The sequence below is a fragment of the Luteibacter sp. 329MFSha genome, from assembly GCF_900111665.1.
GTDB lineage: Bacteria > Pseudomonadota > Gammaproteobacteria > Xanthomonadales > Rhodanobacteraceae > Luteibacter.
In genome coordinates, this window is record NZ_FOJE01000001.1 from 2396149 (window position 1) to 2412870 (window position 16722).

A 16722-nucleotide genomic window follows, 5' to 3' on the forward strand; every position below is an offset into this window, starting at 1 on the left:
GATCGTGGTGGTCGTCGCCGTGGTCGCGGCCATCCTGAGGTGGGCGTTTTAGGCACCGCGGTGTTGTCGGAGGACGGTCTACCTCTTATGGGGGTGGATGCCGATACTTGCATGCGCAATCCTTGTCCTGCCCTCCGATACCCGAAAAGGATCGGCCCATGTACCGCGCCGAATCGACCTGCCCAAGCACCTATCGCCGCGCCCTCGCCACGGTGATCGTCGACCTCGCGCAGCGCTCCGCCGCGGTCGACCGTGACGACCGCCAGGGCGGGCTGCGGCTGGTCGACGACCTGCGCGGCCGTTCCCAGCTCACCGAGATCGCGCTCGACGACGCGGCCGACGACCTGCTGCTGGTCTATCGCACCGCCTGCGCGTCGGATGGCATGGGCGGCGGAGCCATCCTCTTCCGCGGCGAGCCGAAAGGCGCGATGGACAGCGACCATCCCCCGGCCGTGCGCACGCTCGCCCAGGTGCTGTTCGACAGCCTGCGCGCCGAGGCCCCGAACGCCCCGCTGCTCGCCCACGTGGCCCTCGCGCTGAGGGCGATCCTCAGCCTGCCGACCGCGCCCGAGGAGACCGGCGCCCCGCGCGGCGGCCTGGCCACCTGGCAGGAGCGCCGCGCGGTCGCCTACATGGACGAGCGGCTCGACCAGTCGTTCCCGGTGTCGGACGTGGCGGACGCGTGTGGCCTGTCCGTCAATCACTTTTCCCGCGCGTTCCGCCGCAGCCTGGGCAAGCCGCCGCACCGCTGGCTGCTCGACCGCCGCATCGAACGCGCCCGCCAGCTCCTGCGCGACACCACGCTGTCGCTGGCGGACATCGCCCTGGCCTGCGGTTTCGCGGAACAGAGCCACTTCACCCGGGTTTTCACGCGCACCGTCGGCATGCCGCCCGGTGCCTGGCGCAGGGCGGCCGACTGAGATGGCATCGGAAGACACGACGACGGCCCTCGGTCTGGGCCGGGACCTGATGCTGGCCGGCTCCCGGCTGCGCGACACCGTGGGCAAACGCGCCCAGCGCGAGTTCGGGCTCACCGCCCTGCAGAGCGACATGCTCCTGCTGCTCGCCCTCCGCGGCAGCATGATCTCCACCGAACTGGCGGTCGCATGCGGCGTCAACGCCAGCACGGTCACGCACGCGGTGGATGCCGGCATCGAGCGCGGCCTGATGCGCCGCGAGCGCAACGAGTCCGACCGGCGCCTGGTGGACATCGCCCTGACGCCGGCCGGCAAGCGCATGGCCGAGCGCGTCCGCGCCCTCGTGGCCGATCTCGCCCGCACGGCGCTCGAGGGCGTCGATCAGCCGGCCGTGCTCGCGGCCAGCCTGGCGCAGGTCACCCGGAACCTCGACAAGAGTTAGGCGGCACGGCGCCCGAAGACGAGGTGCAGCCCGAACAGCACGAAGATGGCGCCGGCCCCGCCGTCGATCCAGCGGCTGGCCCGCACGTAGCCCCGGCGCATGGCGGGCAGCGCGAAGATCCCCGCCACGATGGCGAACCAGAGGAAGGTTTCGACGGTGACCATCGCCCACAGGCCCCAGCGCGCCGCGGCGCCCATGCCGTCGCCGACGAACGCCGAGAAGATGGACGCGAAGTAGATCGCGGCCTTGGGATTGGCGAGGTTGGTGGCCAGCCCGCGCATCAGCGCACGCCCCGGACTGGACCCGCGAACGTCGACCACGGGCGCGGCAGCGTCGGCCTTCGCCTTCCACGACGCCCGGAGCATCTGGAAGCCCATCCAGCACAGGTACGCGCCGCCGGCGATGGCGATGCCCCGCTCCAGCCAGGCCAGCCGGTGCAGCAGGATCTGCAGGCCCAGGAGCGCCAGCGCCGCCCACACGGCGACGCCGAGGGCGATCCCGATCACGCCGGCGAGCGCCTCGCGCCGCGACCGGCTGGCGGCCAGCTGGGATACGAAGAAGAAATCGGGACCCGGGGTGACCAGGGCCACGATCTGCACGAGGGCGATGGTGAGGAAGAGGTTCATGGGTTCCTATCCTACCGTCCCGAAACGTCACCCCGGCGCACGCCGGGGTCCACGTCCTCGGTGGACCTGAGCGCGACGCCCCTCCCCGCGAGCCAACACATCAGCGCCTCGCACAACCGGGAACCGACGACGTGGGCCCCGGCGTACGCCGGGGCGACGGTGAGGGGTCGTGACGCCTCGTACACATCCGAACTTGCCCCATAAGGCCACCTCCCGTAACCTCGCGTTTTTTAAAGCGGTCACGGGGCTACCCCCGGCCTCCCAAGGGGTACGTCACGATGCTGGGTTTGCTGGGCCATGTTCTGTTTGGCCTGTTCGGTCTGGCGGTGCTTGTCGGCATCGCGTTCTGCTTCTCCAACAACAAGCGCGTGGTCGACTGGAAGCTCGTCGCCACCGGCGTGCTGTTGCAGATCGCCTTCGCCGCCATCGTGCTGAAGGTGCCGCTGGGTCGCGACGTGTTCGACGCGATCGCCACCGGCTTCGTGCGTCTGCTCGATTACGTGGACGTCGGTTCGCGCTTCATCTTCGGCAGCCTGCTCGACAGCGAGAAGTTCGGCGTGATCTTCGCGGTGAAGGTGCTGCCGACGATCGTCTTCTTCGCCGCCCTCACCGGCGTGCTGTACCACCTCGGCGTGATGCAGCAGATCGTCAAGGGCATGGCCTGGGTCATCACCAAGGTGATGCGCGTCTCCGGCGCGGAAACCACCAGCGTCTGCGCCAGCGTGTTCATCGGCCAGACCGAAGCGCCGCTGACCATCAAGCCGTACATCGAGCGCATGACGCAGGCCGAGCTCATGACCGTCATGATCGGCGGCATGGCGCACATCGCCGGTTCCGTCATGGCGGCGTACGTGGCGATGCTGGGCGGCGACGATCCCGCGCAGCGCATGTTCTACGCGAAGCACCTGCTCACCGCGAGCGTGATGGCCGCGCCGGCCACGATGGTGCTGGCCAAGATCCTCGTCCCCGAGACGCAGGAGCCGCTGACGCGCGGCACGGTCAAGATCGAGGTCGAGAAGACCACCGCGAACGTCATCGACGCGGCGGCCACCGGTGCGGGCGACGGCCTCAAGCTCGCCATGAACGTCGGCGCCATGCTGCTGGCCTTCATCGCGCTGATCGCCCTGATCAACGGCCCGGTGCAGTGGGCCGGCACGATCGGTGGCGAGCACAGCATCAACGCGTGGCTCACCGCCAGCGCCGGCCATCCGGTCGCGCTCAGCCTCGAAACGATCTTCGGCTGGGTGCTCGCGCCCGTCGCGTGGCTCATCGGCGTGCCGTGGCAGGACGCCACGCTGGTCGGCAGCTTCATCGGCCAGAAGGTGGTCATCAACGAATTCGTCGCTTACGCCGACCTCGCGCGCCACCTGCCCGACCTGCTGCCGGAAAGCCGCCTGATCGCCACGTACGCGCTCTGCGGTTTCGCCAACTTCTCCTCCATCGCCATCCAGATCGGCGGCATCGGCGGCCTCGCCCCGAACCGTCGTGGCGACCTCGCCCGCCTCGGCCTGCGCGCCGTGCTGGGCGGCTCGATCGCGACGTTCATGACGGCGACCATCGCCGGCGTGCTCGAACGCTTCTGACCGGATGACCGCGGCGCGCCTGCTGGTCGTCGGTGGCTACAGCGAGGAAGAGCGCTGGCAGACGCCACGCCTTCCCCGCGCGGGCGAGCCGGCGTATGCCAGCGCGTTCGAACGGCGTCCCGGCGGCAAGGCCTTTCATCAGGCGGTCGCCGCGGCGCACGCCGGCGTGGCCACCGGCCTCATCGCCGCCATCGGCGACGACACCATCGATCCCTCCGGCCTGCCGCTCAACGCGGTGGCCCGCTGGCAGGTGGTGTCCGGCGTGCGCACCGGCCGCACCGCACTGGTCGTCGATCCGAAGGGCCAGGTCATGTCCGTGCTGTCGTCCGGCGCGAACGACCGGCTCGATGCCGGCTTCATCGCCGCGCAGTCCGATCTCTTCGAGGGCGCGAAGGTGCTGCTCGTCTCGACCGAGGCGAACATCGACGCCGTCGCGGCCACGCTCGAAATGGCCGGCGAGAAGCGCATCCTTCGTGTGCTGGATCCGGGCCCGCTGCCTCCTGGCCTTTCGGTGCGCGAGTTCGCCAGCACCGACGTGCTGCTGCTCGACGTCTACGAGTTCGCTCGCGTGTGCGGGCGTTTCCTCTCGATCGACATCACGGCGCAGGCGGTGACGAGCATGGACGATACGACGATCAACGCGCTCGCCCGTCGTTTGTGCGCGGGCACCGTCGTGGTGTCGCTGGACAAGAGCTGCCTGGTCTCGCATGGTGCGGACCGGCACGGCGATGAGTCGGAGCTTTACCGCGTGCCGACCTGCGGTTCGGGGGACGTGTTCAAGGGCACGCTGGCCGCGCGGCTGGTCGATGTGCCGTGCTTCCGCGAAGCGCTCGTCGCGGCCTGCGCCGCGGCCGGGTGAGGTAGCGCGACCGGGCCGCGCTGCGCGCGGGATCGCCGATGCGATCGGCTCCCACCCTTCGGTAGATAGCTTGTCGCGAGGGTGCCCGCTGATGCGGGATCGCCGATGCGATCGGCTCCCTCCCTTCGGTCGATAGCTTGTCGCGAGGGTGCCCGTTGCGCGGGATCGCCAGTGCGGTCGGCTCCCACACTCCGCAAGATGGCTACCGGAGGGTGGGAGCCGATCGCATCGGCGATCCGCGCGTAGCGCGGCCAGATACACGAAAGCCGCCGGCCTCGCGACCGGCGGCTTCGTTTCAGGCACCCATCAACCGTTCTTCTTCAGCCACGCATCCACGGCCGGCAGGCGGTCCTTGCGGACCATCGCGCGGTAGCGGATGTTGGCGATGCTCGTCTCCGCGTCACGACGCGAGGTCGGTGCGATGTACTTGTCGGCGAAGGCCTTGATCTTGTCGATCGTCGACAGCTGCAGCGAACCGCCGGCCAGCATCGGGTAGTAGCGCGCGGCCGAGGTCGAATCCACGAACTGGTCGACCTTGTCCTTGTGCGCCACGGCGAAGTCGAACGCGAGCTCGGGATGGGCACGCGCCGCGGCGGAGATCATCGCCGCGCTGTTCGTCGCGCCCGGCTCGTCGGTCAGCGCCAGTTCCAGCGCACGCTTCGCCAGCGCCTCGTCCGACGGCGTGGCCAGCAACGCGTACAGGCGATCCTTCACCAGCGGCGTCTTCTCGGCCTTCGCCGCCGCGTGCAGCTTGTCCCACGTCGCGCCGTCCGCATGCGCGGCGACGACGGCGAGGATCGACTTGCGCAGTTCCGGCGGCATCGTGTCGCTCGCATAGCGACGACGCGCCTCGGCGATCACGTTCGCATCGCCCAGGTGCGACAGCGTGCCGATCAGGTGCGCACGCAGGATCGCCACCGGCGCTTCCTCACCCGGCTTCGCTTCCCAGCCCACCTGCGCGAACTTCGGCGCGAGACGCGAGATCGCGTACTTGCGCAGCGCGGCCTGACGCGTCGCATCGCCCTCGTAATAATCGTCCAGCGTGGAGAAGTCGCTGGCGATGCCGTCCCACAGCAGCGGCGTGGCATCCAGCGGCGCGGCCTTGATCAGGTCCAGCACGTCCGACGCCGGCTGCAGGCCGCCCATGCCCAGCGCCCAGACGTCGGCGGTGACGCCGAGCTGGTCGATGGGATCGAGCTTCGCGAACGCGCCCTGCAGCGCCTTGATCTGCGCCGGTGCGTAGAGCGTGCGGTAGTAACCCGTCTGTCCCGCGTTGACGAGCACGGGGGCGCAGCCCGCCACCGTGAGCGAACCGGCGCCGTTCTCCAGCAGGGTCGACGACGTGGCGCCGCCGACCGTCTTCGCGATCACCGGCACGTGCCACGACAGCGGCTTCTTGTCCGGGCGGTCGCGTGTGAATTCCCCCTGCGAGAGCTTCAGCGTCGTGGAACCGTTCGCGCACGACACGGACTCGACGCGCACCAGCGGGATGCCCGGCTGCAGCGTGAAGTCGTGGGCGACGGTGCTCACCGGCATGCCGGCGGCGGCGTCGATCGCCTTCCACAGATCGTCCGAGACGGTGTTCGAATACGCGTGCGCCTTGATGTACGCCTGCACGCCCTTCTGCCACTTGTCGGCACCCACATAGGCCTCGAGCATGCGGATCACCGACTCGCCCTTCGAGTAGGTGATGGAGTCGAACGCCTGGCTGGCCTGCTCCACCGTCGCCACGTGCTGCACGACCGGATGCGTGGTCGCCACGGCGTCGCGCGACATCGCGCCTTCGCGCGTGAACACGGCCTCGAGGTTGGTGTGCCATTCCGGATGCAAGCGTTCGGTGGTGCGCGAGGCAAGCCACGACGCGAAGCCTTCGTTGAGCCAGAGGTCGTCCCACCAGCGCATAGTCACGAGGTCGCCGAACCACTGGTGCGCCATTTCGTGCGCCGCGGTGTTGAAGACCTCCTGCTTGTCGGACTGCGTGGAAATCGTCGGATCCAGCAGCAGCGCGTACTCGAAGGTGTAGATCGCGCCCCAGTTCTCCATCGCCGAGAAGAACTGGCTCTGGCCCGGCGAGGCGATGTTGTCGAGCTTCGGCAGCGGGTACGGCACGCCGAAATACGCGTTGTACTCCTGCAGCACGGCCTTGCCGGTGTCGAGCGTGAACTGCGCCTGCGACGTCAGGCCCTTCTGCGTGATGACGCCGATCTCCACGCCATCGCTCTTCGTGGTGGCGCGATCGAACTCGCCGAGGCCGAAGAACAGCAGGTACGTCGACATCTTCGGCGACGGCTGGAAGGTGACCTTCGCCAGCCCGTTGCCGATGTCCTTCTTCGACGCCACCGGCATGTTGCTCACGGCCATCTGGCTGGCGGGCACCGTGGCGGAAAGCGTGAACGTGGCCTTGTACGCCGGCTCGTCCCACGAGGGGATGAAGCGGCGCGCGTCGGAGTTCTCGAACTGCGTGTACAGGGCACGCTTCTTGCCGTCGGCCTTGGTGTCGTAGTCGATGGCGAACAGGCCATTGGCCTGCGTGCCGATCTTGCCCGTGTAATCCATCGTCAGCACGTAGCTGCCGGCGGGTATCGCGTGGTCGAAGGTGAAGGTCGCGGTCTGCGCGTCGGCGTCGACGGCGACCTTCGGCGCGGCAAACGACGCCTTGCCCTTCGCGGCGGCGAGCGAGACGTTGGCGAACGTCATGTTCATCGCGTTGAGCGTGATCGACGGCGTCGGCTGCAGCACGTCGATCGCGATGGACACCTTGCCGTCGAAGGCGAGCTTGTCCGCATGCGGCACCACGGCCACGTCGTAATGCGTCGGCCGCACGTTGCGCGGAAGCTGGGTGGTGGCGAGCTCGGCCGTGTCGTTCGCGGGCGCGGCGACGGTGGCGAGGGAGAAGCCGGCGAGCGCGAATGCGATCGCGCTGACGAGGGATTTACGCATGCGGGTTGCCCTATGTACGGACCCCGGCGGACATCCGCCCGGCGGTCATCCGCCGATGGTCGTCCTCGTGCCGCGCGCGGGAAAGCGCCGGAAGTCACGGACGCAGGTTATTGCGACCCCCGCTTCACCAGAACCGCCACCACGACCGCTTCTCCAGTTTGCGCAGCGCCTTCAGGTGGCCGCGTGCCGCCGCCTTGCGGTACCAGGCCCGGGCGATCGAGGGATTTCTCGGCACCCCGTCCCCGCGCTCGTGGAGCAGGCCGAGGTCGAACTGGGCGTCGGCATGGCCGGCACCCGCCGCGCTGCGCAGCAGCCGCACCACCTCGTCGATCCGACGGGGCACGCCGCGGCCGGCGTCGATCATCGTGGCCAGCGCGTACTGGGCGGCGACGTGATGGCGCTCGGCGGCGAGCGCCAGCCAGCGCACGGCTTCGCGATCGTTCCGTGCCACGCCGTCGCCGGAGGCGAGCCGCTGGCCGAGGAGGAACTGCGCGGAAGCGTCCTGCGGGCCGATCTGCGCGATGCGTTCCGGCGTCGCGTCGGTCTCGGCGGGAAGCGCTTCCAGTTCCGCGAGCATACGACGCGCTTCGCTGTCGCCCTGCTCCGCCGCGCGTGCGAACCAGTGGCGCGCCTGCTCGCGATCCTCGGGCTGCGCGCTGGCTTCGAGATAGAGCTTGGCGAGCGCGAACTGCGCCGTGCCGTTGCCCATCTCCGCCGCGCGCCGATAGTGATGCGCACCCATGGTGGTGTCGCGTGGCACGCCGATGCCGTCGCAATACATGTGCGCGACGCTGCACAACGCGTCGGCGTAGCCACGTGCCCCAGGGTCGCCGCGCTCGATGGCCTTCGTGTAGAACGCGAAGGCGAGTTCGGCGTCGCGCGGAACGCCACGTCCGAAGTAATGCGATACACCGAGGTTCACGCAGGCCTGCACGTGCCCCTGGTCGGCCGCCAGACCCCACCAGCGCAGGGCCTCCTGGCGATCCGCGACGACGCCGTGGCCGCGCGCATGCAACATGCCGAGCGCGCACTGCGCTTCGGCGGAACCCGTGTCGGCGGCGCGGCGATACCACCCGGCGGCTTCGAAGGGATCGCGCGGAACGCCGAGCCCTTCCGCGAAGTGCGCGGCGAGGCGGCATTGGCTTTCGACGTGTCCCTGCTCGGCGGCCCGGCGGAACCACTGCGTGGCGCGTGCATAGTCCTGTTCGACGTGATCGCCCGCGGCGTACATCTGCGCGAGGCGGTACTGAGCGTCCGCATCGCCGAGCTGGGCTTCTTTTTCCACCCGCCCGAAACGCTGCAACGCGTCCATCTCGGCCGCGAAACGCCGATCGACGAGTGCCCCCGATTTCCCTTCCGACATCCCGTTCCCCTGAAAACGCCTGTCGTCACGGGGCGGATAGTAATCGGGAAGCCGTTTGAAAGATATCGGGTTTTTGGGAGGGGGCCCTAGGCCTTCCGGCGGGTGTGGCAAGCATGCCCGCTGACGCGGGATCGCCGATGCGATCGGCTCCCACCCCGTCGGTAGATAGGTTGTCGCAAGATTGCCCGCTGACGCGGAAGTGCAGATCCGATCGGCTCCCAGCGGTTCGGTGGTAAGTCACCTACCGGAGGGTGGGAGCCGATCGTATCGGCGATCAAGCGCTAAGGATTACCCGCCCCGCCCGAGGCGCCGAAGATCTGCCCGGTTTCGTAGCTCGCCTCGGTGGACGCCAGCTGCACGTAGATCGGTGCGATCTCGGCCGGCTGGCCGGGGCGGCCCATCGGGGTATCGCCGCCGAATTTCTGCAGCTTCTCCGGCGTCTGGCCGCCCGATACCTGCAGCGGCGTCCAGAACGGGCCGGGGGCCACGCCGTTCACGCGGATGCCCTTCTTGACGAGCTGCTTCGCCAGACCCTTGGTGAAGATCATGATCCCGCCCTTGGTCATCGCATAGTCGAGCAGGTTCTCGGACGGGTTGTACGCGTTGACGGATGTCGTGTTGATGATCGCGGCACCCGGCGGCAGGTGCGGCACGGCCGCCTTGGTGATCCAGAACATCGCGTAGAGGTTCGTCTTCACCGTCCAGTCGAAGTACTCGGTGCTGATGTCGAGGATCGAGTCGAAGCTGTGCTGGCGGCCCGCGTTGTTGACGAGGATGTCGAGTCCGCCGAACGCCTCCACCGTCTTCTGCACCAATTGGCCGCACCAGGCCTCGTCACGGATGTCGCCCGGCAGCGCCAGCGCCTTGCGGCCCGCCTTGCGGATCAGGTCGACGACTTCCTTCGCATCGTCCTCCTCGGCTGGCAGGTAGCTGATCGCGACATCGGCGCCTTCACGCGCGTACGCGATGGCGACGGCGCGCCCGATGCCCGAGTCGCCACCGGTGATCAACGCCTTGCGTCCCGCGAGTCGTCCGCTGCCCTTGTAGCTGGTTTCGCCGTGGTCGGGCCGCGGCGTCATCTTCCCCGCGAGTCCTGGCCAGGGCTGGCTCTGGTTCGCGAACGGCGGGTGCGGAAAGCCCTGTCGTGGGTCGACCAGGGGGCGCGTGCCACCCGGTCCGGTCGATTCGGCGGCCATGGCGCTGAAACTCGGGGCGCCGGCGAGTACCGCCGCGGCGGCACCGAGCGAGGCGTTCTGGAAGATACGGCGGCGGGTCGGGGAGAAGTCGTCGGTCATGGGGGCAGCCTTTCCGTCGGTGGGCCGCCCCACTGTCGGGATCGGTCGGTGGACGGACCGTCATGCGGATGCGAAGGGAGCGCGCTCCAGGGCGTCCGATTTTCACCGTGGCGATGAAAGTGATCCCGCGCGGCGATGGTTTTTCGGCAACGCCCCGGGGAGGAGCATGACGCCATCCTCAACGGAGCCACCCGCATGAAAGCCATCGTCTACACCCATCACGGCCTGCCCATCGACGACGCGAATTCGCTGGTCGAAATGGACATTCCCCAGCCGGTCCCCGGCCCGCGCGACCTGCTGGTCGCCGTCAGCGCCGTCTCGGTGAATCCCGTCGACACCAAGGTGCGCGCCGGCGTGAAGACCACGGCGCCCCGCGTGCTGGGCTTCGACGCCGTCGGCACGGTGGCGGCGGTCGGCGAAGGTGTCACGCTGTTCAAGGAAGGCGACGAGGTCTACTACGCCGGTGCGTTGAACCGCCCCGGCAGCAACGCCGAGTTCCAGCTCGTCGACGAGCGCATTGTCGGCCACAAGCCGCGCACGCTCGACGACGCCCACGCCGCCGCGCTCCCGCTGACCGCGCTCACCGCGTGGGAAATGCTGTTCGACCGCCTGAAGATCGCTGAAGGCGGCCACGAGGGCGAGTCGATCCTCATCATCGGCGCCGGTGGTGGCGTCGGCTCGATCCTGGTGCAGCTCGCGCGCCGCCTGACGAAGCTCACGGTCATCGGCAGCGCCTCGCGCGAGGAGACGGCCCAGTGGGTCCGCGAACTGGGCGCGCATCATGTGATCGATCATTCGAAGCCGCTCGGACCGCAACTCGAAGCGCTGGGCATCGCGCACGTCGATCACCTGATCAGCCTCACGCACACCGACGCGTACTACGAGCAGATCGTGGAGATCGTTAAGCCGCAGGGCCAGTTCGGCCTGATCGACGACCCGCACGCGCTCGATGCGACCAGGCTGAAGCGCAAGGCGATCTCGCTGCACTGGGAGTCGATGTTCACGCGCTCGACCTACGAGACGCCCGACATGATCAAGCAGCACGAGCTTCTGGATCGCGTCGCGGCGCTGATCGACGACGGCACCCTGCGCACCACGCTCGGCGAGCACTTCGGCCCTATCACCGCCGAGAACCTGCGCCGCGCCCACCAGCGCATCGAGAGCCACAAGGCGAAGGGCAAGATCGTGCTCGAGGGCTTCTGAAGCCTAATCGAGCATCTGCCTGACGCGCGTCAGCAAGGCATCGATCTCGAACGGCTTCGCGATGAGATCCATGCCGCGATTGAGGAAACGCGACCGCTCGGTCGCGTTTTCCGCGTAGCCGGTCATGAACAGCACCGGCAGCGTCGGACGCCACGCGCGCGCCACGTCGGCAAGCTCGCGTCCGTCGAGGCCCGGCATGCCGATGTCGGTGAGCAGCAGGTCGAACGATTCGTCGCCGCGCAGCAGCGACAGCGCGCGATCGGTGTCGCCCGTGGCCACGCACGTGTAGCCCGCCTGGGTCAGGACCTCGGCGGTGAACATGCGCAACGAGTCGGTGTCCTCCACCAACAGCACCCGCTCCCCGTGTCCGCCGGCGATCTCGCCCTGGCCGGCCGTGACGGTCACCACCTCGCCTTCGCTGGCGGGCAACAGCAGCGTCACCTCGGTGCCGCGGCCCACGACGCTTTCGATGCGTGCCTCGCCGCCGGACTGGCGCGCGAAACCGTAGATCATCGACAGGCCGAGACCCGTGCCCTGCCCCAGCGGCTTGGTGGTGAAGAACGGCTCGAACACCTTCTGCAGCACATCGGGCGCGATGCCCGAACCGTTGTCCGACACGGTCACGTGCACGTAATCGCCATCGGGCAGCGAGCCGTCGCCGACGAGGCGCCGTCGTCCGGTGGCGATCCGGATGCGTCCGCCCTCGGGCATCGCGTCGCGCGCGTTGATGACGAGGTTGATGACCGCGTTCTCGAGCTGGTTCGTGTCCACCTCGGCGACCACGGGCTCACCGGAAAGATCCAGTTCCAGCGTGACGCGCTCGCCAAGCGTCCGTCGCAGCATGTCTTCCAGCGAACGGACGTTGCCCTTGAGGTCGGAGGCCTTCGCATCGAGCGGCTGCTGGCGCGCGAACGCGAGCAGGCGGTGCGTGAGCGCGGCGGCGCGACGTGCGGAACCGAGCACGGCATCGGCGAAGCGTTGCACCTTGTCGGGCTTGCCGGCCTCAACCTGACGATTGATCAGGTCGATGCCCGTGATGATGCTGGTCAGGAGGTTGTTGAAGTCGTGCGCGATGCCGCCGGTGAGCTTGCCCAGCGCGTCCATCTTCTGCGCCTGCAACAGCTGCAGCTCGGTGCGTTCGCGCTCGGCCTTCTCGATCGCCAGCTGGCTGTGCGCCGTGTCGATGCGTTCGAGCTGATCGCGCTCGCGGCGACGCTGCTCGGTGACGTCCTCGACGAAGACCAGGCCGCCTTCCTTGCGATACGGCGTGACCCGCCATTCCGTCTCGCGGACGCCCGCGCGCGAGTGCATGCACAGCACGCCGCGCCAGCGCTCGTTCGACGCGAGGTGTTCGCGCATCTGCGCCAGGGTTTCATCCTGGCCCGGTTCGAAGCAGGACACCAGTTCGCCGGTGCAGCCGGCATCCTCGATCAGCCGGTCGAACGCCTCGTTCGAATCCAGGATGCGAAGCGCTCCGTCGACCACGGCGATCGGCGCCGCGATGTTGGTGAAGATCTCGCGGAACCGCGCTTCGGCGGCGCGCAGTTCGTCTTCGGTCTCGCGCACGCGCATCAGCGTGCGCAGCGTCGCGAGCATCACGTCCGGATCCACCGGATGGATCAGATAGGCGTCCGCGCCGTTGTCGAGACCGGTGATCAGGTCGCCCGTGTCGATCGACGCGGCCGACACGTGCACGACGGGCAGCAGCATCGTCTCCGGCGCCTCGCGCAATCGGCGCACGATGTCGAAGCCGCTCATGTCGGGCAGGTTCACGTCGAGGATCACCGCCGCGAACTCGTGGCTGGCAAGAAGCGCCAGGCCTTCCGTGCCCGTGCCGGCCTCCATGGCTTCGTAACCCGCGCGCTCCACCGTTCGCCGCATCGCATAGCGCGTGGCCGCGTTGTCGTCGACGATCAGCAGCCGGGAGTTACGAGGCATCGTTCGACTCACTGGAGAGTTTCAGGGGCAGCACCACATGGAAGACGGAACCCTTGCCGGGGTGGCTCACCACACCGACCTCGCCGCCCAGCAGGTGCGCGAACTGGCGGCAGATCGACAGGCCGAGGCCCGTGCCGCGCAGCCGCTTCTGCAACGGGGAGTCCACCTGCGTGAAGTCCTCGAACAGCGCGCCCTGCAGTTCCTCGGGGATGCCGATGCCGGTGTCGCTGACGGCGAATCGCACGCGATCGTCGCCTTCCAGCTGCGCGGAGACACGGATCTCGCCGCGCGGCGTGAACTTCAGCGCGTTGGAGATGAAGTTGCGCAGGATCTGCGCGAGCTTCTTGTCGTCCGTGTAGAGCTTCGGCATGTGCTCCGGATCCTCGAAGATCAGGTCGGCCTCCGTCGCGTCCACGATCGGGCGGAACGTGCCGCGCAACGCCGAGAACAGGTCCATCAGCTCGAACCACGCCGGCGAGATGGTGATGCGGCCCGCCTCGATCTTCGCCAGGTCGAGCAGGTCGTCCACCATGTCGCTCAGCTCGCGCGCGGCGTTGGCCACGAACGACACCTGCTTCTGCTGCTCGCCGTTGAGGGGGCCGTCCATGCCGTCGGCCATCAGGCGCGCGATGCTGAGGATGGAGCCCAGCGGCGTGCGGAACTCGTGGCTCATGTACGAGAGGAACCGGCTCTTCAGCTCCGACGCCTGGCGCAGCTGCTCGGCCTGCTTGTCGAGTTCGGCGTACAGCGCGAGCACGCCCTGGTTGGTCTCTTCCAGTTCCGCGCGGAGGGAATCGTTTTCCGCGGTCAGCCGCGCGATGTCGTCGTTGTCGCTCACAGGCCGGTCCCGAGGGTCATGGCGAGGATGGTCGTGTCGTCGCGGCCGCGATTGAAGTCGCGATACAGCAGCGCCGTGACGACGCCCGGGTGCCGGTTGGGCAGGCCGGGGTATTCCTTGTGGTTCCAGCGCGACTGCAGGCCGTCGCTGTACATCAGGAGCAGCTTGCCCTGCGAGTGCGGGAAATCGAACGACTGGGCGCGGCGTGCCTGCACACCGACGATGCCGGGATGCGACGCCAGGCCGCGCGAGCCATCGATGGTGAGCAGGCCGCCCGCGATGTTGCCGATGCCCGCATAGCGGAGCACGCCACTCTCGCGCAGGTACTGCGCCACCGCGACCGCGCCACCGCGCGTGCCGGTCATGCCGGTGTTGAGAGCGCCCATCAGGTTGACCGGCTCTTCGAGCGGCGCCTCGCGGAACGTCGCCAGCGCGGCGTTCGCCGCCTCGTGCGCCGACATGCCGTGCCCCAGCCCGTCGACGAGCAGGATCGACACCTTGTCCTTGTCCAGCGCCACGCCCCACCCGTCGCCGCAGACGGTCTCGTCCTGCATCAGCTGCTGCGTGGCGGCGAAGCGGATGTCGGCCCTCGCGAAGCCCTTCGGGTACAGGCGCGCCATCACCACCGAGCCGCGATGATCGGCGTACATGTCCATGACGTCGGACTGACGGCGCACCGCGCCGAGGCCTTCGCCGCGCGTGCCGCCGGTCGAGAATCCGTCGGGGAGGCAATCGGCCAGGTTGAAGCCGGGGCCACGATCGACGGCCGTCACCTCGACGCCATAGGCGCCGTCGCCCTGCACGACCGAAATGTGGATCTCGCCGCTGCGCGCATGCTTGAGCACGTTGGTGGCCAGCTCCGTGGTCACCAGGGCCACGCGGCCCGCGTCGGTGGCATCGAACCCCGCGCCGCCGGCCGCCAGTTGCGCGACGCGCCGCGCCTGGCCGATCTGCGTGGCGTCCTCGATCGCGACGATGCGGGTCGGTTCGCCGCTGAAGGTCACGTCCATTTGCAGATCGTCACGCGCGTGCCCGCGCCGGCCGCGCTCTCCAGCGAGAATTCGTCCACGAGACGCCTGGCGCCCGTGAGGCCGAGGCCGAGGCCGCTGCCCGACGTCCAGCCATCGGTCATCGCCAGTTTCACGTCGGGAATGCCGGGACCTTCGTCGCGGAAGATCAGGCGCAGGCCCTTGCGCCCGCCGTCTTCCAGCAGCTCCCAGTCCATGTCGCCACCGCCGCCGTAGATGACGGTGTTGCGGCCCAGTTCGCTGGCCGCCGTGATCAGCTTGGTCTGGTCGACCAGGCGCAGCCCGGCTTCGACGGCGAGCTTGCGCGCGGTCTGTCGGGCGAGCACGACATCCTGTTCGATCCGGATCGGTTGGGTGCCTTGCCTGATCGTGTTCATCGCGCGGACACGCGGTCACGCAGCAGCTTCATGCCGCGCTCCACGTCCAGCGCCGTGCTCACGCCGGGCAGCGTCAGGCCGAGCTCCACGAGCGTGATCGCCACGGCGGGCTGCATGCCGACCACGACGGTTTCCGCGTCCATGATCCTCGACAGGCCCGAGATCGTGGCGATCATGCGGCCGATGAAGGAATCGACGATGTCGAGCGCCGAGATGTCGATGAGGACGCCACGCGCGCCGGTGTCGCTGATGCGCTCGGAGAGGTCGTCCTGCAGGGTCAGCGCCAGCTGATCGTGCATGTCGACCTGGATGGTGACGAGCAGGAACTCGCCCATGCGCAGGATGGGGATGCGCTCCATGGCGATCAGCCTTCCTTGCCGACGATGAAACCCGAGCGTTTCAGGGCCAGCGCGAGCGCGTCGGCGAGATTGGCCTTGGTGACAATGCCCTGCAGGTCGAGGCCCAGGTGCACGATGGTCTGCGCGATCTGGGGACGCACGCCGCTGATGATCGCGTCGGCGCCCATCAGGCGGATGGCGGTAACGGTCTTCAGCAGGTGCTGCGCGACCAGGGTGTCCACCGTGGGAACGCCCGTGATGTCGATGATGGCGATTTCGGCGCCGGTCTCGACGATGCGCTGGAGCAGCGATTCCATGACGACCTGGGTGCGCTGGGAATCCAGCGTGCCGATCATCGGCAGGGCGAGCACGCCGTCCCAGAGCTTCACCACGGGCGTGGACAGTTCGAGCAGTTCTTCCTGCTGACGCGCGATCACTTCCTCGCGCGACTTCTGGAAGGTGCGGATCGTGTGCAGGCCGAGGCCGTCGAGCAGTTCCGAGACGGCCCAGAGCTGACCGGCGAGCTCCGTCGGCTCGCTGGCGTATTCCACCTGGAGCAGGTCGAAGAGCGGGCGCTTCAGCGAGAAGATGAAGCTGGCGGTCTGCTGCGAGTCGAACCCCTGCAGGGCACGGCTGCGCGAGAGGCGCTCGAGGAAGCCGCGCATCTCGCTCCACTCGTTGCCGCCGGCACCGTTGATCTCGCTGGTGGCCGATCCGGTGACGAGCAGGCGGAGGAATTCCTTCGTCTGCGATTCGAACTCGGCGTGGCCGATACGCGCGTCGCGCGAGGCACCGCTGGCGTCCAGATTGGCGGTCCACTCCGCGAGCAGGCTGGATTCGTTCTTCCGAACGGCGTCGATAGTGCGCTGAGACAGTGCGGCCATGGGCATCCCCTGTAAAAACGCTATGATGCGTTCACACCCGGCACAATGGAATAGTGCAGTTCGTCGCCGAACGCGTTGACATCGTGTTCAC

15 protein-coding genes are annotated in these 16722 nt (G+C 68.4%); 5 read left to right on the forward strand and 10 right to left on the reverse strand.

Annotated features, from left to right (window positions below; all coding sequences use genetic code 11):
* The first annotated feature begins 158 nt into the window (after window positions 1–158).
* On the forward strand, window positions 159–920 hold the full coding sequence (locus BMW54_RS10815) for an AraC family transcriptional regulator (protein ID WP_090055288.1): 762 nt from the start codon (window positions 159–161) through the stop codon (window positions 918–920).
* A 1-nt stretch (window position 921) separates the two neighbouring features.
* Window positions 922–1359 carry a MarR family winged helix-turn-helix transcriptional regulator gene (locus tag BMW54_RS10820; RefSeq protein ID WP_090055289.1) on the forward strand — a complete coding sequence of 146 codons (438 nt, stop codon included), beginning with the start codon at window positions 922–924 and terminating at the stop codon, window positions 1357–1359.
* Here the strand turns inward: BMW54_RS10820 and rhtC are convergent.
* Complete coding sequence (gene rhtC, locus BMW54_RS10825; protein WP_090055291.1) at window positions 1356–1985, reverse strand: threonine export protein RhtC; 630 nt, start codon at window positions 1983–1985, stop codon at window positions 1356–1358. The genes BMW54_RS10820 and rhtC overlap by 4 nt on opposite strands.
* A 278-nt stretch (window positions 1986–2263) precedes the next feature.
* Between rhtC and BMW54_RS10830 the strand changes: the two genes are divergently transcribed.
* Entirely contained in the window at window positions 2264–3568 is a 1305-nt protein-coding gene (locus BMW54_RS10830; RefSeq protein WP_090055292.1) for a NupC/NupG family nucleoside CNT transporter, read from the forward strand.
* A gap of 4 nt (window positions 3569–3572) precedes the next feature.
* On the forward strand, window positions 3573–4427 hold the full coding sequence (locus BMW54_RS10835; RefSeq protein WP_090055294.1) for a PfkB family carbohydrate kinase: 855 nt from the start codon (window positions 3573–3575) through the stop codon (window positions 4425–4427).
* Between the two features lie 306 nt (window positions 4428–4733).
* Here BMW54_RS10835 and BMW54_RS10840 read toward each other — a convergent pair whose 3' ends face one another.
* From BMW54_RS10840 to BMW54_RS10850, 3 genes are all read right to left on the reverse strand, one after another.
* Entirely contained in the window at window positions 4734–7367 is a 2634-nt protein-coding gene (locus BMW54_RS10840) for a M1 family metallopeptidase (protein WP_090055296.1), read from the reverse strand.
* Between the two features lie 124 nt (window positions 7368–7491).
* Window positions 7492–8730: a tetratricopeptide repeat protein gene (locus BMW54_RS10845; protein WP_090055298.1), complete on the reverse strand. Its 1239-nt coding sequence runs from the start codon at window positions 8728–8730 to the stop codon at window positions 7492–7494.
* Between the two features lie 281 nt (window positions 8731–9011).
* On the reverse strand, window positions 9012–9926 hold the full coding sequence (locus BMW54_RS10850; protein ID WP_217642652.1) for an SDR family oxidoreductase: 915 nt from the start codon (window positions 9924–9926) through the stop codon (window positions 9012–9014).
* A 294-nt stretch (window positions 9927–10220) separates the two neighbouring features.
* On the opposite strand from BMW54_RS10850, the gene BMW54_RS10855 reads away from it, so the two are divergent.
* Window positions 10221–11228 (forward strand): zinc-binding alcohol dehydrogenase family protein, encoded by a 1008-nt coding sequence (locus tag BMW54_RS10855; protein ID WP_090055302.1) that lies wholly within the window; start codon window positions 10221–10223, stop codon window positions 11226–11228.
* Between the two features lie 3 nt (window positions 11229–11231).
* Here the strand turns inward: BMW54_RS10855 and BMW54_RS10860 are convergent, their stop codons facing one another.
* From BMW54_RS10860 to BMW54_RS10885, 6 genes are read right to left on the reverse strand one after another with little or no spacing between them, the layout of a single operon-like run.
* A complete protein-coding gene (locus tag BMW54_RS10860) occupies window positions 11232–13166 on the reverse strand; it encodes a response regulator (protein WP_090055304.1) in 1935 nt (644 codons plus the stop codon).
* Window positions 13156–14004, reverse strand: a complete 849-nt coding sequence (locus BMW54_RS10865) for a sensor histidine kinase (protein WP_090055305.1) — start codon at window positions 14002–14004, stop codon at window positions 13156–13158. Before BMW54_RS10865 ends, BMW54_RS10860 begins: the two co-directional genes overlap by 11 nt.
* The gene (locus tag BMW54_RS10870) at window positions 14001–15014 is read right to left on the reverse strand and encodes an ATP-binding protein (RefSeq protein WP_090055307.1); all 1014 of its coding nucleotides are present in this window, start codon (window positions 15012–15014) and stop codon (window positions 14001–14003) included. Before BMW54_RS10870 ends, BMW54_RS10865 begins: the two co-directional genes overlap by 4 nt.
* The gene (locus BMW54_RS10875) at window positions 15005–15400 is read right to left on the reverse strand and encodes an anti-sigma regulatory factor (protein ID WP_217642653.1); all 396 of its coding nucleotides are present in this window, start codon (window positions 15398–15400) and stop codon (window positions 15005–15007) included. The genes BMW54_RS10870 and BMW54_RS10875 overlap by 10 nt, the downstream gene beginning before the upstream one ends.
* A gap of 5 nt (window positions 15401–15405) precedes the next feature.
* Window positions 15406–15768 carry an STAS domain-containing protein gene (locus tag BMW54_RS10880; protein ID WP_090055310.1) on the reverse strand — a complete coding sequence of 121 codons (363 nt, stop codon included), beginning with the start codon at window positions 15766–15768 and terminating at the stop codon, window positions 15406–15408.
* A 5-nt stretch (window positions 15769–15773) separates the two neighbouring features.
* Window positions 15774–16631, reverse strand: coding sequence for an STAS domain-containing protein (locus BMW54_RS10885; protein WP_090055311.1), 858 nt, complete (start codon window positions 16629–16631; stop codon window positions 15774–15776).
* Between the last annotated feature and the right edge of the window lie 91 nt (window positions 16632–16722).